The following is a 24,638-nucleotide window of genomic DNA, read 5'->3' on the forward strand; positions in this document are numbered from 1 at the left end:
ATGCCATGGCCCCGGGAGTTCGTCCTTGGGCCGTTTGGCAGGGTTTGCGCGCTGATTTGGACTGCGTGCGGCCCTTACAACGCCGGCGTGGCCATGCCACGGGCCGCGTAGAAGGACTCACGGAAGGCGGCAAAGGTTCCCGCCTCGATGGCCGCGCGCATGTCGGCCATCAGCTTTTCGTAGTAATACAGGTTGTGGATGGTGCCCAGCATCGGGGCCAGCATTTCGTTGCAGCGGTCCAGGTGGCGCAGATAGGAACGCGTGTAGCCACTGGTGCAGGCGTGGCAGCCGCAGCCCGGCTCGATGGTGTCCATATCGCGCTGGTAGCGCGCGTTGCGGATGCGGATGGTGCCGGCCGAGGTGAAATAGTGGCCGTTGCGGGCGTTGCGGGTGGGCATCACGCAATCGAACATGTCCACGCCACGGGCGACGCCTTCGACCAGATCTTCCGGGCGCCCCACGCCCATCAGGTAGCGCGGGCGGTCGGCGGGCAGGATCGGGTGCATGTGGTCGAGCATGGCGTTGCGCTCGTGCTCGGGCTCGCCCACGGCCAGCCCGCCGATGGCGTAGCCGTCGAAGCCGATCTTCTGCAGGCCCTCGGCCGACTGGCTGCGCAGGTCGTGGTGGACCCCGCCCTGGACGATGCCGAACAGCGCGGCGTCGTTGCCCAGTTCGTCATGCGCGTTGCGGCTGCGCTGGGCCCAGCGCAGGCTCAGCTCCATCGAGGTGCGCGCCACCGGCTCGGTGGCCGGGTACGGGGTGCACTCGTCGAAGATCATCACCACGTCCGAATCGAGCACCTTCTGGATGCGCATGCTCTCTTCCGGCCCGAGGAAGACGCGTGCGCCGTCGTTGGGCGAGGAGAAGGTGACGCCCTGTTCGGTGATCTTGCGGCGATGGGCCAGCGAGAACACCTGGAAACCGCCCGAATCGGTCAGGATCGGGCCATCCCAGCGCGCGAAGCCGTGCAGGCCGCCGTGGTCGGCGATGACGTCCAGGCCCGGCCGCAGGTACAGGTGGAAGGTGTTGCCCAGGATGATTTCCGCGCCCAGCGCCCGGATCTGCTCCGGCAGGATGCCCTTGACCGAGCCATAGGTGCCCACCGGCATGAAGGCCGGGGTTTCCACGGTGCCACGGGGGAAGGTCAGGCGGCCCCGGCGGGCACGGCCGTCGGTGGTCTGGAGCTGGAACTGGAGTCGGGACATGGAGCGGGATTCGGGCAAATAATTGCCGATTATCGCCGAAAACCGGCCGACATGGCCGGACGGGCACGGATCGACCCGCCAACCGTACCGGCCAACGGCCGGTACCTACCCAAACGCGTGGACCCGGCCGTTGGCCGGCGACCCACCCACCGACGTAGAGCGGACCGTTGGTCGGCTGCCCGTCGGTCGGCTGCCCTCAATTCACGCCTGCGGGAACAACAACATCGCGTCGCCATAGCTGAAGAACCGGTACTTCTCCGCGATGGCGGCCCGGTAGGCCTCGAACACCCGCGCCTGGCCGGCAAACGCCGAAATCATCATCAGCAAGGTGCTTTCCGGCAGATGGAAGTTGGTCACCATCGCGTCCACGCTGCGGATCCGGTAACCCGGGGTGATGAAGATCTGGGTCTCGCCGGCATACGGCAGCAGTTCGCCGTCGTGCATCGCGCTTTCCAGCGCGCGCACTACCGTGGTGCCCACCCCGATCACCCGCCCACCGGCGGCCCGGGTGCGGCGGACCTGCTGGACCAGCTCGGCGCCCACGTTCAGCCATTCGCGGTGCATCACATGGTCGGTCAGGTCGTCCACCCGCACCGGCTGGAAGGTGCCGGCGCCCACGTGCAGGGTCACATGGCCGAAATCGACCCCTTTGTCCTTCAAGGCCGCCAGCAGCGCTTCGTCGAAATGCAGGCCGGCGGTCGGCGCGGCCACCGCGCCCACTTCCCGCGCGAACACGGTCTGGTAGCGCTCGCGGTCGTCCAGCCCCGGCTCACGCTGGATGTAAGGCGGCAACGGCAGCCGCCCGGCATGCAGCAGCCACTGCTCCAGTGCCTCGGGCACGTGGAACTGCAGCACATAGAACTCGCCATCGCGCCCCAGCACCTCCGCCTCGCCGCCCGCGTCCAGCGCGATCCGGCTGCCGGGCTTGGGCGACTTGCTCGCGCCCACCTGGGCACGGGCCTGCTGCGCGCCCAGCAGGCGCTCGATCAGGATTTCGACGCGGCCGCCACTGGCCTTCTGCCCGAACAGGCGCGCGGGGATCACGCGGGTGTCGTTGAACACCAGCAGATCACCCGGGTTGAGCAGGTCCGGCAGGTCGCGCACGTGGCGGTGATCGAAGGCGGCCGGCGCCTGCGGCACCAGCATCAGGCGGCTGGCGGAGCGTTCGGCCAGGGGCGCCTGGGCAATCAGCTCGGGCGGCAGTTCGTAGTTGAAATCGGACTTCTTCAAGGCAGCGCACGGCAACGTGTAGGCAATGTCGGCCATTGTACGACTGGCCCTCGGTGGCAACGCAGCTTTTACCGAACGTCGCGCAAAATGCTGCTATGCAACAGTTTTTGACGGGGTTATCGCGCGAAAAACCGCGTGATAGCATCAGGCTGGAAGTCAGATGCACGAGCAGGAATACCCCGAGCGCGCGCGAATAGACGCGCGTTTTGCGTTTTGCGCCGTGCCGCCAATTGTTTCAGGAGATCTGCAATGAGCTTCATCGAACGCCTCGCCCCCCTTCGCGCCCAGCCCGGCACCCGCCTCACCGCCGGCCTGGATGACGCCACGCTGGAACGCCTGGCCGCTGGCCACCCGCACCTGGTTGCCGCGATCGACGCTGCCGCCGCCGAATTCGAGCGCGTGCGCGCCGACCTTGGCGCGCTGCTGGCCGCCGACGAACGCGCCCAGATCGATGCGATGCAGGACGGTTTCGTCAATTTCTATGCCGACGATGCGGTGACCCCGTATGTCGCCCTCGCCGCCCGCGGCTCCTGGGTGGTCACCCTGAAGGGTGCGGTGCTGTATGACGCCGGCGGCTACGGCATGCTCGGTTTCGGGCATACCCCCGAGGCCGTGATGGAGGCGATGGCCGCCCCGCAGGTGATGGCCAACGTGATGACGCCCAGCCTGTCACAGCAGCGCTTCATCCAGGCGCTTCGCAAGGAAATCGGCCACCGTCGCGGCGGCTGCCCGTTCAGCCACTTCATGTGCCTGAACTCCGGCTCCGAGGCGGTCGGCCTGGCCGCGCGCATCGCCGACGTCAACGCCAAGCTGCAGACCGACCCGGGTGCCCGCCATGCCGGCGCGAAGATCAAGCGGGTGGTGATCAAGGGCAGCTTCCACGGCCGCACCGATCGCCCCGGCCTGTACTCCGATTCCAGCCGCAAGACCTACACCCAGCACCTGGCCAGCTACCGCGGCGAAGACAGCGTCATCGCCCTGGCCCCGTACGACGAGGAGGCGCTCAAGCGCGTCTTCGCCGAGGCCGAGCAGAACCGCTGGTTCATCGAAGCGGTGTTCCTGGAGCCGGTGATGGGCGAAGGCGACCCGGGCCGTTCGGTGCCGCCGTCGTTCTATGCGCTGGCCCGCGAGCTGACCCGCCAGCACGGCAGCCTGCTGCTGATCGACTCGATCCAGGCTGGCCTGCGTGCGCATGGCGTGCTGTCGCTGGTGGACTACCCCGGGTTCGAGGGCCTGGACGCGCCGGACATGGAGACCTACTCCAAGGCGCTCAACGCGGCGCAGTTCCCGCTGTCGGTCCTGGCCGTCACCGAACATGCCGCGCAGCTGTACCGCAAGGGCATCTACGGCAACACCATGACCTCCAACCCGCGTGCGCTGGACGTGGCCTGCGCCACCCTGTCGCTGCTGACCCCGCAGGTGCGCGACAACATCCGCGTGCGCGGCGAGGAAGCGGTGCGCAAGCTGGAGCAGCTCAAGAGCGACCTGGGCGGGCTGATCACCAAGGTGCAGGGCACCGGCCTGCTGTTCTCGTGCGAGCTGGCCCCGCAGTTCAAGTGCTACGGCGCCGGTTCCACCGAGGAATGGCTGCGCAACCACGGTATCAACGTCATCCACGGCGGCGAGAACTCGCTGCGCTTCACCCCGCATTTCGGCATGGACAGCGAAGAGCTGGACCTGCTGGTGGGCCTGGTGGGCCGGGCGTTGAAGGAAGGCCCGCGCCGGGAGCAGTCGCAGGCGGCGTAAGGCCCGTGGCCGTGCGGGTGTGAACCCGCATGGTCGGTTCCGCGATACGGCAGCCGACCAACGGTCGGCTCTACCGGCGATGGGCCGATTGGCCTCCGCGCCGCGAACGCGCGATAATCACCCCCCGCATTCGCGGAACGAACCCCGTCACGAGGCCGGAACATCGGTCATCGGCGGGGCTTTTTCGTTTCCGCCGCACCCGTTCCCGAACACAGGAAGATCCAATGAAGTCGATTTGCGTTTACTGTGGCTCCAACCCCGGCAGCAAGCCGATCTACACCGAGCGCGCCATCGCGCTGGGCGACCGCATCGCCCGCGACGGCCTGCGCCTGGTCTATGGCGGCGGCAACGTTGGCCTGATGGGCACCGTGGCCAATGCCGTGCTGGCCGGCGGTGGCGAAGTGACCGGCGTGATTCCGCAGCAGCTGGCCGATTGGGAAGTGGCCCACCGCGGCCTGACCGAGCTGGAGATCGTCGGCTCGATGCACGAGCGCAAGTCGCGCATGTTCGAGCTGTCCGACGCGTTCGTGGCCCTGCCCGGCGGCTTCGGCACCATGGAAGAGATCTTCGAGATGCTCACCTGGCGCCAGCTCGGCATCGGCAACAAGCCGTGCGCGTTCCTGGATGTCGACGGTTTCTACGCCCCGCTGATCGGCATGATCGACCGCATGGTCGAAGAGCGCTTCCTGCACCCGGAACAGCGCGCCGACCTCTGGTACGGCTCGGACATCGACGCCATGCTGGACTGGATGCGCGCCTATGAGCCGGCGCAGGCGTCCAAGTGGATCGATGAAAAGCGTCGCGCCGCGTTGGTGTGATCGCTTGATGCGGTGATGTGGGTTTGCCGGCCAGCGGCCGGCACTACCGGGCTTCGAAGGTTTCCATGGGCGCGGGGCGGCCCAGCAGGTAGCCCTGGCCGTAGTCGCAGCCCAGCTGCAACAGGGTCTGGCGCTGGGCATCGTTTTCGATGCCCTCGCCCACCGTTTCGATGCCCAGCGTGCGGGCCAGTGACAGCACGCCCTGCACCAGCGCATAGGTGCTCTGCATGTCCTGGCCGTGCAGGCCGGCGATGAAGCTCTGATCGATCTTCAACGTCGAAATCGGGAAGCGGTGCAGGTAGGACAGGGCCGAGAAGCCCGTACCGAAATCATCCAGCTGCACCAGCACGCCGCGCTCGCGCAGCGTCTGCAGGATCCGCAGCGTGCGCGGACCGTCGTCGAGCAGCGCCACTTCGGTGATCTCCAGGCGCAGGCGGTGGGGATCGGCGCCGGCCGCCTCGATCAGCCCGAACAGGCGGGTGCTGAAATCGGCCGAACGGAAATGTCGCGGCGACACGTTCACTGACAGATAGCCCTCGCCGCCCCGCGCGAGTTGCCCGATCACGTCTTCATACAGCAGCCAGTCCACCTGCTCGATCAGCCCGCTTTCCTCGCCCAGGTCGAGGAATGCGCTGGGCAACAGCAGCCCGCGCCGTTCGTGGCGCCAGCGCAGCAGCGCCTCATAGCCGACTACCGCGCCGTCGGACAGCCGCACGATGGGCTGGTAATACGGCAGGAAGTCGCGGTTGATGATCGCCCGGCGCAGGTCCGCTTCCAAATCCAGGCTGCGCAGCGCTTCCTCGCGCATCGCCTCGTCGAACACCGCACAGCGGTCCTTGCCCTGGGCCTTGGCCCGGTACATGGCCGCGTCGGCGTCGCGTACCAGTTCCTCGCCATTGCGGTAGCGCGGGTTCCACATCGCAATGCCCAGGCTGCCGGACGGAAACAGTTCGCGTCCCTTCACCCACATCGACTCTTCCAGCGCCACCAGCATCCGCTGCGCGAACTCCCGGGCCGAATCCAGCCCGTGGTCGCACTGCAGCACGATCGCGAATTCATCGCCGCCCAGCCGCGCCACCACGTCGCCCGGGCCGATCATCGACACGATCCGCTTGGCCACCTCGACCAGCATCTGGTCGCCGGCCGCGTGGCCGATGCTGTCGTTGACCAGCTTGAACCGGTCCAGGTCCAGGAACAGCACCGCAAAGCGTGGGCCGTCGGGCACCCGGGCGCGCGCGATCGCATCTTCCAGCCGGTCCAGCAGGTGCAGGCGGTTGGGCAACCCGGTCAGCGCATCGTGCATGGCCTGATGGGTCAGGCGCTGCTCGGCGCGCAGACGTTCACCGATCTGCCCGAGCAGTTTGTCGTTCACCTCGGCCAACTCGCGGGTGCGCTCGTCCACGCGCTTTTCCAGCTCGGCGTGCGCGTTGCGCAGGCGCTCCTGGTCGCGCTGGCGGGCCAGGCCGTTGCCGATGTTCTGCGCCACGAAGGTGAGCAGGCGCTGGTCGTGCGCGGTGAAGCTCACCTCCGGCGAGTAGCTCTGCACCACGATCACCCCGACCACGTCGTCGTCGCTCAGCAGCGGCACGCCCAGCCAGCAATGCGAACGCGCGCCGAACTCGCGCACCCGCCCGGCGTCGCGCAGGGCGTCGATGTGCTCGCGCGAGGCCAGCAGCGGCTGCCGGTTGCGCACGATGAACTCGGTCAGGCCCTGGCTGAACGGACGCGGCGCGCGGGACGCGTTGTACTCATCCACCGAGTACACGAAATCCAGCCCATCGCCGACCTCGTTGACCAGCGCGATGTAGAAATTGCGTGCATCCAGCAGCGTGCCCACCACGCCATGCACCTGCACATAGAACTGGGCCAGGCTCTCGGCGCTCATCGCCATTTCGGCGATGTTGAACAACGCCAGCTGCAGCTTCTCGGCGCGGCGGCGTTCCACCACTTCGTCCTGCAGGCTGCGGTTGGCGCGCTGCAGTTCCAGCGTGCGCCGCTCCACCTGGCGCTCCAGCTGCACCTGGGCCTGGCGACGGTCCATCGCGGTGAGGATGTGCTGGGCCACGTAGCCCAGCAGGGTGCGGTCGGCCTCGTTGTAGCGCACCCGGTGCTCGTAGCTCTGCACCACGATGGCCCCGCACACGCGGCCTTCGCGCAGCATCGGCACGCCCAGCCAGTCCAGGCTTTCCGGCCCGCGGCTGGGGTCGTATTCGTCGTTCATCGCCGCCAGCAGCTCGTTGGACGGTCCGCTCAGCGGCTGCCCGTGGCGCAGCAGCGCGAAGGTCAGGCTGCGCGGCATTTCGTGTTCTTCGTAGCTGCGGTCCGGGTCGGCCACGAAGCTGTCGCGCTGGTCGGCGAAGTACAGGAAGCGCACCCGTCGGCGCACGTCGTCGTACTCGACGATGTAGCAGTTCTGCGCGTACATCAGCGAATTGAGCACGCGGTGGAAGTGGCGCAGCATGTCGGCCATTTCCAGGTCCGCGCCAGCTAGGTCGGCAATCTCGTACAGCGCCTGCTGCAGCCGTTTGGAGGTTTCCAGCGAGCGGATCTGCGCCCGCTGCCGGGCCAGTGCCACCGCGTCCTGCAGCGCCTGGCGGGCGATGTCCCACCACGCCTGGTCGGGCACGCCGCCGTCGGCGGTCAGCGCCTGGACGGCCAGTTCGCTGCCATGGTCCTGCCAGCGACGCAGCGCGGTCTCGGCCCCGGTGGCACCGCCCAGCAGTGCCTCCAGCAGCGCGGCCGGGTCCTGCGCGGGGGCGGGATCGGCCTGGCAGCCTTCACCCAGGCCCGGATCGGACCAGGCCAGCGCCACCTGCGCGTCGCCGGGCAGCAGCGCGCCCAACGCCTGCGCGAGCGCAGCGGAAACCACCGCGTCATGATCGGAATGCCGCACGGATGTCGCTACCTGGCTGGACACGATGCTGATCTCTTCTGGCGCCGGATGCCCGGCACCTCCCCTGTGCCCTGAGCATAACGCGGCGGGCGGGGGGCAATGGAAGCCCACAACCCCGTTCAGCGCCTTCGAACGTTGAACTGGTCATGTCCCCCGTGCCCGCGCCCCTGCTGTCGCCTGCCGTCGCCGCCCCGCCCCGCTATGCGGACGGCGGCCCAGCGCTTACCCTGTGCGCCGTGGACGCCGCTGCCCTGCCAACCGACGAATCGCTGATGCTGGCCTGGGCCGGCGGGGAGCTGCGCGCGTTTGAAACCCTGTATGCGCGCCACCGCAGCCGCCTGTACAGCTTCCTGCTGCGCCAGCTGCGCGATGCCGCGCTGGCCGACGAAATGTTCCAGGACGTCTGGCAGCGGGTGATCGCCGCGCGCGCCGGCTGGCAGCCCGACGCCGCCTTCACCACGTGGCTGTTCCGGATCGCCCACAATCGGCTCAACGATCACTGGCGCGCCGCGCGGCACCGTCCGCCAGCGCCCGGCGACGCCGACGAGCGGGTGGCACGGATGAGCGATACCCGCACCCCGGAAAGCCAGCTGTCCGAGTTCGAACAACGCCGGCGCCTGCAGCTGGCGATGGAACAGCTGCCCGATGAACAGCGCGAGGTACTGCAGTTGCGGCTGGAGCAGGAACTGAGCCTGGAAGAGATCGCACAGATCACCGGCGTGGGCCGCGAAACGGTCAAATCACGGTTGCGCTATGCGATGGACAAGCTGCGCGCGGGGTTGTCCGAATGAACCGCTCGGATCCGCTGACCCCCGAAGAACGCGAACTGGCCCGCCTGCTCGGCCGTGCGGTGCCCAGCGCACCGTCGGCTGCGCTGGACGAGGCGGTGTTGGCGGCCGCACGGGCGGCCGTGCAGGCCGCACCGGTGGCCACGGCGGTTCCCTCCGACGACGCGGACGCTGCATCACAACCGCCCAGGGCTGCCGCCCCCGTCACGCGCCGGCCGCGGTCGCGGCTGCCCGCCGCGCTGGGCCTGGCCGCGTCGGTGGTGTTCGCGGTCGGCATCGCCTGGCAGCTCAAGCCCGACGCCCCGACCCCGCCCGCGCTGGCTGAGGTCGCACCTGCGCCTGCAACCGCCGAGGATGCCGCGCAGGCACCGGCCGCCGACGCAGCCGCCCCTGCCATGGCCGCTGCCGAGGTGGCCGATGCGACCACTGCGCCGGCGGCCCAGCCGCAGGCCAAGCAACGCTCGCTGGCCGCCGCGCCGCCGCCTCCGCCCCACGACGTGCCGCGCCCGATGGCGGCACAGCCCGCGCCGTCGGTAGTGGCCCCGCCGATGCCGCCGATGCCGCCGGCCCCGCCGGCACCCGCGGCCGCCCCGATGCAGGCCGCCGCTGCCCCGCGTGCACACGCGTACGTGATGGACAGCGCAGAGCCGCGCCCCAACGACACCGTCACCGTGACCGGCGCGCGGGCGCGGGACGACGCGCTCACCGCCGCACCGGCACCGATGACCAACGAAGCGGCGCGCCCGATGAAAGGCGCACCCGGCGTGATGCGGCGCGCGGCATCGCCGGCCGTGGGCGGTGCGTTGTCGGCCAGCGCCGTCGATGCCGCCGTTGCGGCCGATGCCCTGCTGCCGCGCAAGCAGTGGCTCAAGCGCATCCGCGAGCGTCGCGATGCCGGCGACCGCGATACCGCGCGCGCCAGCCTGGAACGCTACCTGCAGCAGTACCCGGAAGCGCGCGTGCCACGCGACGTACGCCAGCTGCTGGACAACTGAGGGGCACGTGACGACCCACGGTCGTCACCTACAATGGTGGGAATGCCCGATACGCTCGCCACCGTCGTCAGCCACAGCCTGGAGATCAAGCACAGCCGCTTCATCGCGCATGCCGCGCCGATCGACACGGCGGCCGCCGCGCTGGCATTCCTGCAGCAGGTGGCGATCCCCGATGCCACCCACAACTGCTGGGCCTACCGACACGGCAGCGAATACCGCTCCAGTGACGATGGCGAACCGGCCGGGACCGCCGGCCGACCGATCCTGGCCGCCATCGATGGCCAGGGCTTCGACCGGGTGATGGTGGTGGTGATCCGCTGGTACGGCGGGATCAAGCTGGGTGCCGGCGGCCTGGTCCGGGCCTACGGAGGCACGGCGGCCGAATGCCTGCGTACCGCGCCGCGCCTGCCACTGGTGGCCCTGACCCGCTTGCACGTGCAGGCTGCATTCGAGGACCTGGGCGCATTGCATGCCGCGCTGTCCAGCCATGCGGCCGAGAAACTCGATGAATCCTTTACCCCGTCCGGGGTGGAAATGCAGGTTGAATTGCCGGCCGACCAGGCCGAGCCGTTGAAAAACCGCCTCCGCGACGCCACCCGTGATCGTATCCGCATCCAACGATGCACCGAACCAGGCCCCCTTGATGACTGACACCACCCCCGCCCCGACCCCCGCGCTGCGCCGCCTGGGCAGTCTGGGCACGCTGTGGCCGTTCGTCCGTCGCCATTCGGGGCTGTTCACTGCCTGGCTGGTCGCCCTGGCGGTCTCGTCGGCGGCCACGCTGAGCCTGCCGCCGGCGGTCAAGCTGATGATCGACCATGGCTTCAACAACAACGGCCAGATCAATCGCGCGTTCGGCCTGCTGTTCCTGGTCGCGGTGGTGATGGGGCTGGCCACCGCCGCGCGCTTCTTCTTCGTGTCGTTGCTGGGCGAAAAGGTCGTGGCCGACCTGCGCAGCCAGCTCTACACCCACCTGATCACCTTGGGCGCCGGCTTCCACGACCGCAGCCGCAGCGGCGAACTGGTGTCCCGGCTGACCGCCGACAGCGAGTTGCTGCGCAGCGTGATCGGTTCCACCATGTCGGTGGCCCTGCGCAGCAGCGTGACCGTGGTTGGCAGCCTGGTGATGTTGTTCGTCACCAGCCCGCGTCTGGCCGTGTGGTCGCTGCTGGGCATCCCCCTGGCCGTGCTGCCGGTGATCATCGGTGCACGCCGCCTGCGCAACATCGCCCGCGCCAGCCAGGACCGCGTCGCCGACGCCAACAGCCTGGCCGCCGAAACCCTGGGCGCGGTGCGTACCGTGCAGGCGCATGCACGCGAGCCCTATGAACGCGGCCGCTTCAACGTCGCGCTGGGCGAATCGATCAAGGCCGCGCGCCGGCGCATCGGCGCGCAGTCGATCGTCACCGCCACCGCCATCGTGCTGGTGTTCGGTGCCATCGTGGGGGTGCTGTGGCTGGGCGCGCACGATGTCAACGACGGTCGCATGACGGCCGGCACGCTTGGCCAGTTCGTGCTGTACGCGATGATCGGCGGCGGCTCGGTCGGCGCGCTGGCCGAGGTTTGGAACGAACTGCAACGCGCCTCCGGCGGCATGGGACGGATCGCCGAACTGCTGCAGGAAGACATCGAGATCACCGCACCGGCCAACCCGATGCCGATGCCCCTGCCGCTGCGCGGCGAGATCCGCTTCGACAACGTGGTGTTCCACTACCCGCAGCGCCCGGACACCGCGGCGCTGGAAGGGTTCGACCTGCATGTGCGGCCCGGCGAGACCGTTGCCCTGGTCGGTCCTTCGGGGGCCGGCAAGAGCACGGTGCTGTCGATGCTGCTGCGTTTCCACGATCCGGCCACCGGCAGCATCCTGGTCGACGGCGTGGATGTACGCCAGGTCGACCCGGCGCAGCTACGCGCGCAGATGGCGCTGGTCCCGCAGCAGCCCACGCTGTTTGCCGCCACCGCCCTGGACAACATCCGCTACGGCCGATTGGAAGCCAGCGATGACGAGGTGCAGCGCGCCGCCGAGGCCGCCGAAGCCGACGAGTTCCTGCAGGCACTGCCCGACGGTTACCTGAGCGAGCTGGGCGAGCGCGGCGCGCGCCTGTCCGGTGGCCAGCAGCAGCGCATCGCGATCGCACGGGCGCTGCTGAAGGATGCCCCGATCCTGCTGCTCGACGAGGCCACCAGTGCACTCGATGCGCAGAGCGAGCGCGCGGTGCAGCAGGCGCTGGAACGGTTGATGGCGGGGCGTACCACGCTGGTCATCGCCCACCGCCTGGCCACCGTGCTCAAGGCCGACCGGATCGTGGTGATGGACCACGGCCGCATCATCGCCCAGGGCACGCACGAACAACTGCTGGCCGAGGGCGGGCTGTACGCGGAGCTGGCACGCCTGCAGTTCATCGATTGATGACGCACTGCTAACGCGGCCGGTTGCATGGTGCGCAGGTCACAGGTCCATGCCACTGCAGGAGGTGCTTCATGTCGTTTCGACAGTTTCCCGCTACCGACGCCTCGGGCGAAAGCTACGTCATCATCGAGTTCAAGCAGGACGAGGCGGCCGCCGCACCGTCGGCTGCAGCCGCGGACGCGAACGTCCGTTACGAGCTGGCCGATGGCCGCCACCTGGTCCGCGATGGCCGTCAGTTCCGCACCCCTGGCGGCGAATTGACCCTGACCACCTGAGCGCGCGGCGCGCCGGATGGGCGCGACCCAAAAAAGTTTGCGACAGGCTGGTCATTTTATGACCAGCCATCTTGACAGCCTTTGCCTGCAACGGCTGCACGCGGTTATCCACATGTTTGTGCGCAACTCATCCACACCCCCTGTGGATGAATGCGGCGTTGCAGCACGTCAGCGCGGCAGAACCCGGCCGATGCCGGTGGCATCGATTTCCACGGCGGCGCGCTGCAGCGCCTGCACATCGCTGCCGGCCACGAAGCCAACACGGAAATGCACTTCCCCGCCTGGCGTGCGCGAGGAGTGGATCGACGCCAGGCTCACCGCGTGCCGCTCGAACACGTGCAGCAGTTCGCGCAGCGAACCGGGCCGGTCTTCGGGAAGATGCACGCTGATGGCATTGCGCTCGGTCAGGTCGGCCAGCAGATAGCCCACCCGCTCGAAGGTGTAGTTGCCTTCGGCCAACACCGTTTCGCCTTGGCTGTCACGGTTGTCCAGCAGCAGCTGCTGGCGGAACGCCGCACGCGCGGCATCATCGCCCTGCCCGACCTGCGCGCGCAGCTGCTGCAGCTGGGCCAGCAGCCGGTCCAGCATGGGCGCCACGTGCGGGTTGCCGAACTGGATGTCCTCGTAGATCGCCGGGTTCAGCGACAGGATCCGCGCGATGATCGCCGTGTCCAGTTCGAACGACGCCGAGCGGTACGGCATCAACGCGGGCAGCGCGCCCAGCAGCGGCGCGTACTCGCGCAGCACGCTGGCCTGGGCAAGGTGGGTGGCATGCACCATTGCCTGCACCAGCGCCATCACCTGGTCGTGGTGCGCGGGCGTGGCGCGCACGCATTCGGCTTCCAGCGCGTCGCACAACTGCTGCACCCACGGCTGCCACCGCGCCAGGCGCGCCTCGCAGACCACCATCACCCGGCCTTTCAGCGTGGGCGCCTTGGGCGGTGCGGTCATCGGGTGCAGGCCTACGACCTCGGCCTGCGAGGCCAGCATGGCCGCCACCGGCGCGCTTTTCACCGAGGTCACGTCCAGCCACAGACGTCCGGCCTCGCGCCCGGCCGAGCGCGCGACGTAGTCGGCGATCAACGCTGGCGTGTGCCGGATCGGCGCGGAGAAGACCAGCACATCGGCCTGCTCCAGCAGCTGGTCGGGCGTGTGCGACTGCGGGTCGGCGGGATCGTGGCCGATCACCTCCACGCCCATCCGCTGCTGCAGGAAACCGCGCAGCCAACGGCCATACGCGCCGGCACTGCCGACGATGCCCACTACCCGTGCGCTCACGCGATGCGCTCGGGCACGAAGCGCTGCGGCAGCGCCAACGCGGCCGGTGCGGCGGCCAGCACGTCGAACTCCTCGTGGCCATTGGCCAGCGTGGTTTCCAGCGCGACGTGCACGCCGGCGATGGCGCGCGAAATCGACTGTTCGAAGGATTCGCCGCGCAGCAGGAAGGCCACCAGCAGCGACATCAGCACGTCACCGGTGCCGGCCACGTCCACCGGCAGGTGCGGCGAGGACCAGCGCCAGATCGCCTCGCGGCTGACCGCCAGCGTGACCAGCTGGCCGGGCTCGCCGCCCACGCTGTGGGCCAGCACCCACTGCGGGCCACGCGCCAGCAGCGCCTGCGCGGCGGCGATGGCATCGTCTTCGGCGAGGCTGGGCATGCCGGTCAGGCGGCCCAGTTCGAAGGCGTTGGGGGTCACCAGCCAGGCATGCGGCAGCAGCCGCTCGGCGAAGATGGTTTCCAGGCCGGGCTCGACATAGGGGCCGGTGTGGGTGTCACCAATCACCGGGTCCAGGCAGTAGCGCAGCTGCGGCGCGGTGGGCAGCACCTGGTCGAGCCAGTCGGCGAAGGCCGCGCCGTTGCCGACGCTGCCGAAATACCCGGAGACCAGCATGCGCGCACGCTGCGGCAACCCGCGCTCGCTGGCGCCGAGCAGCAGCTCGGCGAACCAGTCGGCCGGCAGCACGCGGCCTCGCGTGGTCGGGTAGAACGGCGCGTTGCTGAGCAGCGTGGTGGGCACTTCGGCCACGCGCACGCCCAGCGCGCGCAGCGGCGGCACGGCCGCACTGTTGCCGGCGTAGCCATAGACCAGCTGCGACTGTACCGAGATGACGTCGACCGGCGACGGACCGTCCGGGCGCTGGCGGCGGCCGTGGACCAGGTGGCTTTCGAGGGATTCGTTCATACCGCCATTTTACGCCCCGCGCGCCCCCGGGTAGAGCCACCCCATGGGTGGCTGTCGACCCACCTGATACCGCGTGCAGCCACCCATGGGGTGGCTCTACCTTGGGCCGGGCGGTGCAGCCACCCATGGGGTGGCTCTACCTCGCGTCGTCGGCGCACAAAAAAAGGCCTCCTGTCGCCAGGAGGCCTTCGCTACATCGCAGGAACCGGCCTCGCTTACGAGGTCATCCGGTCCCAGAAGCCCTTCACGCCGTCGATGAACGTCGCCGATTTGGGCGAGTGCTTGCGCGCTTCTTCGCCGGTGAAGGTGGTTTCGAACTGCTCCAGCAACTTGCGCTGCTCGGTGGTCAGGTTGACCGGCGTTTCCACCACCACGCGGCAGTACAGATCGCCTTCGCTGCGGCTGCGCACCGAACGCACGCCCTTGCCACGCAGGCGGAACAGCTTGCCGGTCTGGGTTTCGGCCGGAATGCGGATTTCCGCATAACCGCCCAGGGTCGCCACGCGGACGGTATCGCCCAGGGCCGCCTGCGAAATCCGGATCGGCACCTCGCAGTGCAGGTCGTCGCCGTCGCGCTGGAAGATCGCGTGCTCGCGCACCCGCACTTCCACGTACAGGTCGCCCGGCGGCGTACCGGCCGGACCGGCCTCGCCTTCGCCCGACAGGCGGATGCGGTCGCCGGTATCGACGCCCGCGGGCACCTTCACCGACAACACCTTGTCTTCCTCCACACGGCCGTTGCCGTGACAGGTCTTGCACGGGGTCTGGATGATCTTGCCGCGCCCGTTGCAGTTGTGGCACGCCTGCTGCATGGCGAAAATGCCGCGCTGGATGCGCACCTGGCCGTGGCCATGGCACACGCTGCAGGTGTCCACCTTGCCGTCTTCGGACCCACTGCCATCGCAGTCGTCGCACTCGGCCAGGGTCGGAATCTCGATGCGGCGCTCCACGCCCATCACCGCTTCTTCCAGGTCCAGCTCCATCACGTAGCCGACATCGGCACCGCGACGGGCCTGGCGCTGACCACCGCCGGCGGCACCGCCGAAGATGTTGCCGAAGATGTCACCGAAGATGTCGCCCATGTCCGGACCACCCGGGCCACCACCGCCGCCACCCATGCCATGCTCGAACGCAGCGTGGCCGTGGGCGTCGTACATGCGGCGCTTGTTGGTGTCAGACAGGGTTTCGTAGGCTTCCTTGCACTCCTTGAAGGAGGCTTCGGCCGCCGCATCGCCCGGATTGCGATCCGGGTGGAACTTCATCGCACAGCGGCGATAGGACTTCTTCAGCTCTTCTTCGCTGGCGGTGCGGGACACGCCCAGCACTTCGTAATAGTCGCGCTTGCTCATAACTTGAATCGGTATCCGGAGGTCGGGATTCGTCAAAGCGGAAGAGCGGAACCACGTCCGCTCTTTCGTCGGGCGCCCCGACAAACCGTGTTACGGCTGCCAGGACCCAGGGAAAACGACAACGGGACGTTGCCTGCGCAACGCCCCGTGTCTGGGCCGGATCAGGACTTCTTGTCGTCCTTGACTTCGGTGAACTCGGCGTCGACCACATCGTCGTGCGCGCCGCTGTTGGCACCGGCGTCCGGGCCCGGGGCAGCACCGCCCTGATCGGCCGCGGCCGATGCAGCGAACAGCGACTGGCCGGCTTCTTCCAGCACCTTCGACTTGGCTTCGATCTGCGCCTTGTCGTCGCCCTTCATGGCGGTTTCCAGGTCGGCCAGGGCCGACTCGACCTTGCCGATCACATCGCCACCGACCTTGCTGCCGTGCTCGGTGATCGCGGTACGGGTACCGTGGATCAGCGCGTCGGCCTGGTTGCGGGCCTGGACCAGCTCATGGAACTTCTTGTCTTCTTCGCGGTTGGCTTCGGCATCGGCAACCATGCGCGCGATCTCGTCCTCGGACAGACCCGAACCGGCCTTGATCTCGACCTTCTGTTCCTTGTTGGTCTTCTTGTCCTTGGCCGACACGTGCAGGATGCCGTTGGCGTCGATGTCGAAGGACACTTCCACCTGCGGCATGCCGCGCGGCGACGGCTCGATGCCGGACAGGTCGAACTTGGCCAGCGACTTGTTGAAGCGGGCCTGCTCGCGCTCACCCTGCAGCACGTGCACGGTCACGGCCGACTGGTTGTCCTCGGCGGTGGAGAACACCTGCGAGGCCTTGGTCGGGATGGTGGTGTTCTTTTCGATGATCTTGGTGAACACACCGCCCATGGTTTCGATGCCCAGCGACAGCGGGGTCACGTCCAGCAGCAGCACGTCCTTGACGTCGCCGCCCAGCACGCCGCCCTGGATCGCCGCACCCAATGCCACGGCTTCGTCCGGGTTGACGTCCTTGCGCGGTTCCTTGCCGAAGAACTCGGTGACGGCCTGCTGCACCTTCGGCATACGGGTCTGGCCGCCGACCAGGATCACTTCGCTGATGTCGCTCGAGCGCAGGCCGGCGTCGTTCAGCGCCACGCGGCACGGCTCGATCGACTTCTTGATCAGCTCTTCCACCAGCGCTTCCAGCTTGGCGCGGGTCAGCTTGATGTTCAGGTGCTTCGGGCCCGACGCGTCCGCAGTGACGTACGGCAGGTTCACTTCGGTCTGCTGGGCGCTGGACAGCTCGATCTTGGCGCGCTCGGCAGCATCCTTCAGGCGCTGCAGGGCCAACGGATCCTTGCGCAGGTCGATGCCCTGGTCCTTGTTGAACTCGTCGACCAGGTACTCGATGACGCGGTTGTCGAAGTCTTCGCCGCCCAGGAAGGTGTCGCCGTTGGTGGCCAGCACTTCGAACTGCTTCTCACCGTCGACGTTGGCGATCTCGATCACCGAGACGTCGAAGGTGCCGCCGCCCAGGTCGTACACCACGATCTTGCGATCCTTGTTGTCGCCCTTGTCCAGGCCATAGGCCAGCGCCGCGGCGGTCGGCTCGTTGATGATGCGCTTGACTTCCAGGCCCGCGATGCGGCCGGCGTCCTTGGTGGCCTGGCGCTGGCTGTCGTTGAAGTAGGCCGGCACGGTGATCACGGCCTCGGTGACGGTTTCACCCAGGTACGCTTCGGCGGTCTTCTTCATCTTCTCCAGCACGCGGGCGGAGATTTCCTGCGGGGCCATCTTCTTGGCGTCGCTGGTCTGGACCCAGGCGTCGCCGTTGTCGTGGGCCAGGATGCCGTAGGGCACGTGCGCGATGTCCTTCTGGACTTCAGCGTCGGTGAACTTGCGGCCGATCAGGCGCTTGACGGCGTAGAAGGTGTTCTTCGGGTTGGTGACAGCCTGGCGCTTGGCCGAGGCGCCAACCAGCACTTCGCCGTCCTTGGTGTAGGCGACGATCGAAGGCGTGGTGCGGTCGCCTTCCGAATTCTCGATGACGCGGGCCTTGCCGCCGTCCATGATCGCCACACACGAGTTGGTGGTGCCGAGGTCGATACCAATGATCTTGCCCATGAGGGAGACTCCTGAAATGTCGGGGAACATCCGGCAGTTGCCGGGTTATGAATGGGATGTGTGGGACGCCGGGAGGACTTTCAAGCCACCCACCAAACACAGTGTCCGATGGCGGCCCAACGTGTTCAGCGTCCAGTAGAGCCGGGCTCTGCCCGGCTGGCCAACGACCGGCCAGCCAACGACCGGATCAGTCGCGGGCCACAACCACCAGGGCCGGGCGCAGCAGGCGATCGTTGAGCAGGTAGCCCTTCTGGAACACCTGGACCACGCTGCCGGGTGCCGCGCCGGGCGCGTCGACCTGGCTGATGGCTTGGTGGTGGTCCGGGTTGAAGGCCTGGCCGGTTGGGTCGAGCAGGGTCAGGCCATTGTCGGCGGCGACCTTGAGCAGTTGCTTGTAGGTCAGCTCCAGGCCTTCGCGCAGCGGGCTGGGCTCGGCACCGGCGCTGTTGAGGCCGGCGTCCAGGCTGTCGAACACCGGCAGCAGTTCGCCCAGCAGCTTTTCATTGGCGAAGCGGCGCGCCTGTTCGACGTCGCGGGCCACGCGCTTGCGCTGGTTGTCCAGGTCGGCGCGCTCGCGCAGCGATTCGGCGCGCAGCAGGGCCACTTCATTGTGCAGGCTGTCCAGCTGCTGCTGCAGGGACGGCTCGGCAGCCGGCTCACCGGCGGGATTCTGGGATGCGATATCAGGCTGATCTTGGTTCATTTCCGGATCCTTGGCGGTGACTCTCCGCCTCCACCCACCCCTATGTGGGCGCGGGGTCCCGTTTCAAGAGTCCAACCGCGGGTTTTATGTGCGATCGCGGGACAATCCGCCGCCGGCCGGGTCAGCCAACGCCGCGCCCAGCACCTGGGCGGTGGCCTCCACCAGCGGAATCATGCGGTCGTAGGCCATGCGCTTGGGCCCGATTACCCCCAGCACGCCCAGCACCTGGCCGCCGGCCGAATACGGCGCGGTCACCAGCGACACCCCTTCCAACGGCATCACCCCGGTCTCCTCGCCAATGAAGATGCGTACCCCCGGGGCCTGGATGGTGCGCTCGAGCAGCTGCAGGATCTCGCGCTTGCTGGCGAATACCTCGAACAGCTCGCGCAGCCGCTCCAGGTCGGACAGGTCCTGCACGCCCATCAGCCGGGTCGCGCCGGCCAGCACCATGTCGTCGGCCGGCGGCACCAGCGCCTGTTCGGCCAGCTCGATGCCGTGGGCCAGCAGCTGCTCCATTTCCGACTGCGCGTCGCGCAGCTCCAGCAGCAGCCGCTGGCGGATCTCCGACAAGGGCCGCCCGGCGCAGTTGGCATTGAGATAGTTGGCCACCTGCTCCAGCTCGCCGGGGCCGAAGCTGCGGCGGGGCTCGATCACCCGGTTCTGCACTTCGTTGTCGGCAAACACCAGGATGGCCAGCACCCGGCGCGCGTCCAGCGCCACGAAATCGATATGCCGGAAGGCGAACTGTTCACGCCGCGGCGCGCTGACCACGCCAACGAAGTGGCTCATCGCCGACAGCAGCTCCGAGGCACTGCCCAGCAGGGCCTGGGTGCCGCTGCCGCTGGCCAGTTCGGTGCGCAGCCGGCTCAGCTCGCCCTCGCCGGGCGGCTGCATCTTGACCAGGCTGTCCACGAACACCCGGTAGCCATGCGCGGTGGGCACCCGCCCGGCCGAGGTATGCGGCGAACTGAGCAGGCCCAGGTCTTCCAGGTCGCCCAGGATGTTGCGGATGGTGGCCGGGCTGACATCCAGCCCGGCCAGCCGCGCCAGTGTCTGCGAGCCAACCGGCTCGCCGTCCTGGATGTGGCGGGCGATCAGCGTCCGCAGCAGGTGGCGGGCGCGGGGCGCAAGATGTGACGCAGTGGGGTGCATGGAATCAGCCTGTGAGACGCCATCCTAGATAATGGCTCCGGGGACCGAAGGCAAGTTATTGGAGCTGTCCCCGCCCCATGCTAGCGTTGCGCGGCTCAAGAACAGACAACCATGCTCAAACATCTATCGATCAAGGATTTTGCCGTCGTCCGTGCTACCGAACTCGAATTCGGGCCGGGCATGACCGTGGTGTCCGGCGAGACCGGCGCCGGCAAGTCGCTGATGGTCGACGCCCTCGGCTTCCTGTCCGGGCTGCGCGCCGACAGCGGCGTGGTCCGCCACGGTGCCGCCCGCGCGGAACTGTCGGCCGAATTCGCCCCCGGCGAGGACGCCCCGGCGCGGCGCTGGCTGCGCGAGAACGAACTGGACGACGAGGACCAGTGCCAGCTGCGCCGGATCATCCGCGCCGATGGCGGCTCCCGCGCCTGGATCAACGGGCGCCCGGTCACCCTCACCCAGCTGACCGAACTGGCCTCGACCCTGGTCGAAATCCACGGCCAGCACGAACAGCAGGCCTTGCTGGCGCGGCCCTCGCAGCTGGCCCTGCTGGACGCGTTCGCGCGCAACGACGCCGAGCGCAGCCAGGTCCGCCAGGCCGCCGCACGCTGGCAGGCGCTGGTGGACGAGGCCGAGGCCCTGTCGCGCCAGGGCGATGTCAGCGACCGCATCGGCTATCTGGAACACCAGCTGGGCGAGCTGCAGCGCGAAGACCTCGATCCGGCCTCGATTGCCCAGCTGGGCAGCAGCCATCGCCGCCAGGCCCACGCCAGCGCCCTGATCGCCGCCTGCGATGTCGCCGTGGCCCGCCTCAATGGCGACGAGGACACCTCGGCACTGCAGCTGCTGCAGCAGACCCGCCACGAACTGGCGCGCGTGGCCGAACACGACCCGCGCCTGGGCGAGGTGGACGCCCTGCTCGACAGCGCCGCCATCCAGCTGGACGAGGCCCTGGCGCTGCTGGACCGGGTGCATGACGACCTGGATGCCGACCCCGAGCAGTTCGAGGACATCGAACGCCGGCTGGGCCGCCTGCACGATCTGGCGCGCAAGCACCGGGTGCCGATGGAGACGCTGGGCGAACACCGCGACGCGATGGAAGCCGAGGTCGAGCAGCTGCGCGGCGCCGACACCCGCCTGCAGGCGCTGGCCGGCCAGATCGAGCGCGCCGCCGGCCAGTGGCAGACGGTGGCCGACACGCTCAGCGCCAGCCGGCGCAAGGCCGCCACGGCGCTGTCGGACACCACCACTACCCTGATCGGCGAGCTCGGCATGGGCGGTGGCCAGTTCCTGATCGAGATCGAACCGCAGGCCGTGGCCAAGCCCGACCCGAACGGCGCCGAGCGCGTGGAGTTCCTGGTGGCGGCCAACGCCGGGCAACCGCCGCGTGCGCTACGCAAGGTCGCCTCGGGCGGTGAACTGTCGCGTATTTCGCTGGCCATCGAGGTGGCGGCGCTGGGCCTGGACGCGGTGCCGACCATGGTCTTCGACGAAGTGGATTCGGGCATCGGCGGCGCCGTGGCCGACATCGTCGGGCACAAGCTGCGCGCCCTGGGCGAGAAGCGCCAGGTCCTGTGCGTCACCCATCTGCCGCAGGTGGCCTCCAAGGGCCACGCCCACTACCGGGTCAGCAAGGCGCCGGTGGACGGCATGACCCAGAGCGCGGTGGAAAAGCTGGACCCCAAGGCCCGCGAGGAAGAACTGGCGCGGATGCTGGGCGGGGTCGAAGTCAGCAAGGAGGCCCGCGCGGCCGCGCGCAAGCTGCTGCAGGTGTGAGGCCGGGTACCGACCAACGGTCGGTGCGTACCGCCTGACGTACCGACCACCGGTCGGTACCTACCCGTGGCGGCACCTCGCCCGGTAGTGCCGGCCGCTGGCCGGCTCCTCGCGGACCCACTGCACCTCGCCCGGCAATCCCGGCCGCTGGCCGGCTCCTCGCGGACCCACTGCACCTCGCCCGGCAATCCCGGCCGCTGGCCGGCTCCCCGCTATGCCGGCCCCGTGCGACGCATCCACCTGCACGCCGTTCACCCCAACGGCTTGGCCAGGTCCACGTGGGCCATCAGGTAATCCAGCAGCGCACGCACCCGCAGCGGCAGGTACCCGCCCTGCCCCTGAAACACCGCGTGCACCTCTTCCAGATCGCCCGGATTGGCCCGCTCCAGCACCGGCAGCAGGCGCCCCGCCGCAACATCAGCCTGCACCTGGAACGCCGCCAGGCGCGCCAGTCCCACGCCCCCCAGCACCAGCCGGCGCAACGCCTCGCCATCGCTGGCACGCGCACTGCCGCCGGTCTGCACCACCTGCCGCTCGCCGTCGACCACCAGCGGCCAGCCGGACTGCGCACGTGGGTGGGCGATATCCAGCCGGTTGTGCGCCTGCAGGGCGTCGGCGCTCTGCGGCATCCCATGCCGCGCCAGGTAGGCGGGCGCCGCCACGATCATCATCCGCGTCGCGCCCAGCCGCCGCGCCACCAGGCTGGAGCTCTTCAATGGCCCGGCCCGCACCGCCACATCGGTGCGCTGCTCGAGCAGGTCGATGACCTCGTCGGTCAGCACCACGTCCACGCCCACCTGCGGATGCGCGGCCAGGAAGCCGGGTAACAGCGGCAACAGAAAGTGGTGCCCGAATGGCACGTTGGCATTGACCCGCAGGCGCCCGCGCGGCTCGGCATGCGCACTGGCGCAGCGCTCGGCCTCGTCCAGGTCGGCCAGCACGCGCAGCCCGCGCTCGTAGAAGGCACAGCCCTCGGGGGTCAACTGCAGCTGCCGGGTGGAGCGCTGCAGCAACCGCGTGCCCAACCGCTGTTCCAGCCGGGACACCAGCTTGCTGACCGCCGAGGGACTCAGCTCCAGCGAGCGCGCGGCGGCCGAAAAGCCGCCGGTTTCGATGACCCGAACGAACACTTCCAGTTCGCCCGAACGGTTGATGTCGGTGCCTGCCATGGGGTGAATCCAATTCACAGATGATTGTCCGTGCGCAGTCTAGTTCACAGATGCAGCGAAGATCACGATGGCCGTCCCCTCCAACGGATTGCCCGATGAACGCCCTCACCCGCTTCACCGCCATGACCCTGCTCGCCGCATCGACCTCGGCGTCGGCCCAGCCGCCTGCCACCTGGGTGGCCAGCTGGCAGGCCAGCCCACAGCCGGTCTGGGATGCGACGTTCCTGTTTCCCACCCTGATCCCGGCCGCCCTGGAAGGGCAGACCTTCCGCCAGACCGCCCGCCTCAGTCTGGGCGGGGACCAGCTGCGGGTACGCCTGAGCAACGCGTATGGCACGGCGCCACTGCAGATCGGCGCGGCCAGCGTGGCCGGTGCTGACGGCCAGGCACCGCTTCCGCTGACCTTCGACGGGCGGGCCGGCACGCAGATCGCCCCGGGCCAGGCGCGCCTAAGCGACCCCGTGCTGCTGCCCACCCGCGACCGGCAGGCCGTGCAGGTCAGCGTCTACGTTCCCGCGAATACCCCGCTGCGCACGTTCCATTGGGACGGCCGGCAAACCGCATCGATCGGGGCCGGCGACCAGACTCTGGCGCCGCAAATGGATCCGGCATCCACCACCACCGCGCGCCTGTTCGTGACCGGTATCGAGGTGCAGGCCGCCGCCGGCGCCCGCAGCGTCGTGGTGATCGGCGACTCCATCACCGATGGCGCCACCGCCAGCCTGGACCGCGACCAGCGCTGGACCGACCACCTGGCCGAACGGCTGGCCCCGCATGGCGTGGCGGTGGTCAACGCGGGCATTTCCGGCGGACGCCTGCTGCGCGATGGCATGGGGGAATCGGCCCTCGAGCGCTTCCAGCGCGACGTGCTCGACCAGCCCGGCGTCGCCAGCGTGATCGTGCTGATCGGCATCAACGACATCAGCTGGCCCGGCACCGCGTTCGCCCGGAACCAGGCCCGGCCCACGCTGGGCGAACTGCAGGCAGGCTATCGCGCGTTGGCCACGCGCGCCCACGCACGGGGCCTGCGCGTCCTCGGTGCCACCCTGCCCCCGTTCGCCGGCGCCCTGCCCGGCACGCCGCTGGACGACTACTACGCCGCGGACAAGGACGCACTGCGCCGCCAGCTCAACGCGTGGCTGCGCACCGACAGCCCGTTCGACGCGGTGATCGACCTCGACGCGGCGCTGCGTGATCCGGCCGATCCCTCACGGATGGCGGCTGCTTACGACTCCGGCGACCACCTGCATCCGGGCGATGCGGGCAACCGGGCGATGGCCGAGGCGGTCGACCTGGAACCGATTCTGATGCGCCCGTGATATCCAGCGAGCGCCGCAGGGCGTCTCAATCCGGTCGTCCCTCTGGCATTCGTGCCCGCCTGTACCAACGGCCTCGACTGTCGATCCGCTCGCTGACGCGTACCCGAAAGTCCCGCAGCGAGGCGCGGTTGGGGGCGCTGTACAGAGATGGGTCGTGCGCGCCTTTGCCATCGTCCTCCCAGATGCAGACAGGGCAGATGTCATATTCACCCCGCTGGGAGAGGGTCAGGAACCCGCAGCAGGGGCAGGCCTCCAGCGGCGGCTCATTGCCGACCACGGCCACCGGTCGCCCCATACAGGCGGCCAAATGCGTCTCAAGGGCCTCGTTTGAGACCCCCAGAAGGACCACCTCGACGAAATGCCGCAGCAGGAACGCCTGCGCCGCCTCGTCGAACACACTGCCGTAGGGCAAGGGCTGGCCAGACGTCTCATCCAGATAGTCCGCAGACAGATGGTCCTCCAGCTCGGCTGTCGACAGCTGTGACAGGCGATCCACCGCCAACACGGCCAATGCAGCCGACCTTCCAACGCTACGCATTC

20 protein-coding genes are annotated in these 24,638 nt (G+C 68.8%); 9 read left to right on the top strand and 11 right to left on the bottom strand.

Translation table 11 applies throughout. The features are described 5' to 3' along the window. Positions 1 to 74: 74 nt before the first annotated feature. A complete protein-coding gene (tgt, locus tag DX03_RS11595; RefSeq protein ID WP_038688899.1) occupies positions 75 to 1,205 on the bottom strand; it encodes a tRNA guanosine(34) transglycosylase Tgt in 1,131 nt (376 codons plus the stop codon). 201 nt (positions 1,206 to 1,406) lie between these two features. Beyond that, entirely contained in the window at positions 1,407 to 2,471 is a 1,065-nt protein-coding gene (queA, locus tag DX03_RS11600; protein WP_038688901.1) for a tRNA preQ1(34) S-adenosylmethionine ribosyltransferase-isomerase QueA, read from the bottom strand. A 213-nt stretch (positions 2,472 to 2,684) separates the two neighbouring features. On the opposite strand from queA, the gene DX03_RS11605 reads away from it, so the two are divergent. Both DX03_RS11605 and DX03_RS11610 read left to right on the top strand, forming a co-directional pair. After that, positions 2,685 to 4,181: an aminotransferase class III-fold pyridoxal phosphate-dependent enzyme gene (locus DX03_RS11605; protein WP_038688902.1), complete on the top strand. Its 1,497-nt coding sequence runs from the start codon at positions 2,685 to 2,687 to the stop codon at positions 4,179 to 4,181. A 224-nt stretch (positions 4,182 to 4,405) separates the two neighbouring features. After that, positions 4,406 to 4,999, top strand: a complete 594-nt coding sequence (locus DX03_RS11610) for an LOG family protein (protein WP_038688904.1) — start codon at positions 4,406 to 4,408, stop codon at positions 4,997 to 4,999. A gap of 43 nt (positions 5,000 to 5,042) precedes the next feature. Here the strand turns inward: DX03_RS11610 and DX03_RS11615 are convergent, their stop codons facing one another. Next, the gene (locus tag DX03_RS11615; protein ID WP_425598274.1) at positions 5,043 to 7,892 is read right to left on the bottom strand and encodes a bifunctional diguanylate cyclase/phosphodiesterase; all 2,850 of its coding nucleotides are present in this window, start codon (positions 7,890 to 7,892) and stop codon (positions 5,043 to 5,045) included. A gap of 272 nt (positions 7,893 to 8,164) precedes the next feature. Between DX03_RS11615 and DX03_RS11620 the strand changes: the two genes are divergently transcribed. The 5 genes from DX03_RS11620 to DX03_RS11640 all read left to right on the top strand — a co-directional run bounded on the left by DX03_RS11620 (position 8,165) and on the right by DX03_RS11640 (position 12,360). Beyond that, positions 8,165 to 8,683, top strand: a complete 519-nt coding sequence (locus tag DX03_RS11620) for an RNA polymerase sigma factor (RefSeq protein ID WP_244880244.1) — start codon at positions 8,165 to 8,167, stop codon at positions 8,681 to 8,683. Next, positions 8,680 to 9,675: a hypothetical protein gene (locus DX03_RS11625; RefSeq protein WP_038688908.1), complete on the top strand. Its 996-nt coding sequence runs from the start codon at positions 8,680 to 8,682 to the stop codon at positions 9,673 to 9,675. Before DX03_RS11620 ends, DX03_RS11625 begins: the two co-directional genes overlap by 4 nt. 42 nt (positions 9,676 to 9,717) lie before the next feature. Continuing rightward, positions 9,718 to 10,326, top strand: coding sequence for an IMPACT family protein (locus DX03_RS11630; protein WP_038688910.1), 609 nt, complete (start codon positions 9,718 to 9,720; stop codon positions 10,324 to 10,326). Further along, complete coding sequence (locus DX03_RS11635; RefSeq protein WP_038688911.1) at positions 10,319 to 12,085, top strand: ABC transporter transmembrane domain-containing protein; 1,767 nt, start codon at positions 10,319 to 10,321, stop codon at positions 12,083 to 12,085. The genes DX03_RS11630 and DX03_RS11635 overlap by 8 nt, the downstream gene beginning before the upstream one ends. A gap of 71 nt (positions 12,086 to 12,156) precedes the next feature. Continuing rightward, positions 12,157 to 12,360, top strand: coding sequence for a hypothetical protein (locus DX03_RS11640; RefSeq protein ID WP_038688913.1), 204 nt, complete (start codon positions 12,157 to 12,159; stop codon positions 12,358 to 12,360). A gap of 168 nt (positions 12,361 to 12,528) precedes the next feature. Here DX03_RS11640 and DX03_RS11645 read toward each other — a convergent pair whose 3' ends face one another. From DX03_RS11645 to hrcA, 6 genes are all read right to left on the bottom strand, one after another. After that, positions 12,529 to 13,638: a prephenate dehydrogenase gene (locus DX03_RS11645; protein WP_038688915.1), complete on the bottom strand. Its 1,110-nt coding sequence runs from the start codon at positions 13,636 to 13,638 to the stop codon at positions 12,529 to 12,531. Next, positions 13,635 to 14,543, bottom strand: coding sequence for a pyridoxal kinase (gene pdxY / locus DX03_RS11650; protein WP_038688917.1), 909 nt, complete (start codon positions 14,541 to 14,543; stop codon positions 13,635 to 13,637). The genes DX03_RS11645 and pdxY overlap by 4 nt, the downstream gene beginning before the upstream one ends. 215 nt (positions 14,544 to 14,758) lie before the next feature. Then, positions 14,759 to 15,892 (bottom strand): molecular chaperone DnaJ, encoded by a 1,134-nt coding sequence (gene dnaJ / locus DX03_RS11655; protein ID WP_038688919.1) that lies wholly within the window; start codon positions 15,890 to 15,892, stop codon positions 14,759 to 14,761. A gap of 161 nt (positions 15,893 to 16,053) precedes the next feature. Then, entirely contained in the window at positions 16,054 to 17,982 is a 1,929-nt protein-coding gene (gene dnaK / locus DX03_RS11660) for a molecular chaperone DnaK (RefSeq protein ID WP_038688921.1), read from the bottom strand. Positions 17,983 to 18,169: 187 nt separating this feature from the next. Next, a complete protein-coding gene (grpE, locus tag DX03_RS11665) occupies positions 18,170 to 18,685 on the bottom strand; it encodes a nucleotide exchange factor GrpE (RefSeq protein ID WP_038688923.1) in 516 nt (171 codons plus the stop codon). Between the two features lie 84 nt (positions 18,686 to 18,769). After that, positions 18,770 to 19,837 (bottom strand): heat-inducible transcriptional repressor HrcA, encoded by a 1,068-nt coding sequence (gene hrcA / locus DX03_RS11670; protein WP_038688925.1) that lies wholly within the window; start codon positions 19,835 to 19,837, stop codon positions 18,770 to 18,772. A gap of 111 nt (positions 19,838 to 19,948) precedes the next feature. On the opposite strand from hrcA, the gene recN reads away from it, so the two are divergent. Next, positions 19,949 to 21,610 carry a DNA repair protein RecN gene (recN, locus tag DX03_RS11675; RefSeq protein ID WP_038688927.1) on the top strand — a complete coding sequence of 554 codons (1,662 nt, stop codon included), beginning with the start codon at positions 19,949 to 19,951 and terminating at the stop codon, positions 21,608 to 21,610. 251 nt (positions 21,611 to 21,861) lie between these two features. Here recN and DX03_RS11680 read toward each other — a convergent pair whose 3' ends face one another. After that, a complete protein-coding gene (locus DX03_RS11680; RefSeq protein ID WP_038688929.1) occupies positions 21,862 to 22,779 on the bottom strand; it encodes a LysR family transcriptional regulator in 918 nt (305 codons plus the stop codon). Between the two features lie 95 nt (positions 22,780 to 22,874). On the opposite strand from DX03_RS11680, the gene DX03_RS11685 reads away from it, so the two are divergent. Further along, on the top strand, positions 22,875 to 24,098 hold the full coding sequence (locus DX03_RS11685; RefSeq protein ID WP_038688931.1) for an SGNH/GDSL hydrolase family protein: 1,224 nt from the start codon (positions 22,875 to 22,877) through the stop codon (positions 24,096 to 24,098). A 25-nt stretch (positions 24,099 to 24,123) separates the two neighbouring features. On the opposite strand, the gene DX03_RS11690 is transcribed toward DX03_RS11685, so the two are convergent. Then, positions 24,124 to 24,603 (bottom strand): CPCC family cysteine-rich protein, encoded by a 480-nt coding sequence (locus DX03_RS11690; protein ID WP_244880245.1) that lies wholly within the window; start codon positions 24,601 to 24,603, stop codon positions 24,124 to 24,126. Positions 24,604 to 24,638: the final 35 nt, after the last annotated feature.

Origin of the sequence: Stenotrophomonas rhizophila (assembly GCF_000661955.1) — a bacterium.
Lineage (GTDB): Bacteria > Pseudomonadota > Gammaproteobacteria > Xanthomonadales > Xanthomonadaceae > Stenotrophomonas > Stenotrophomonas rhizophila.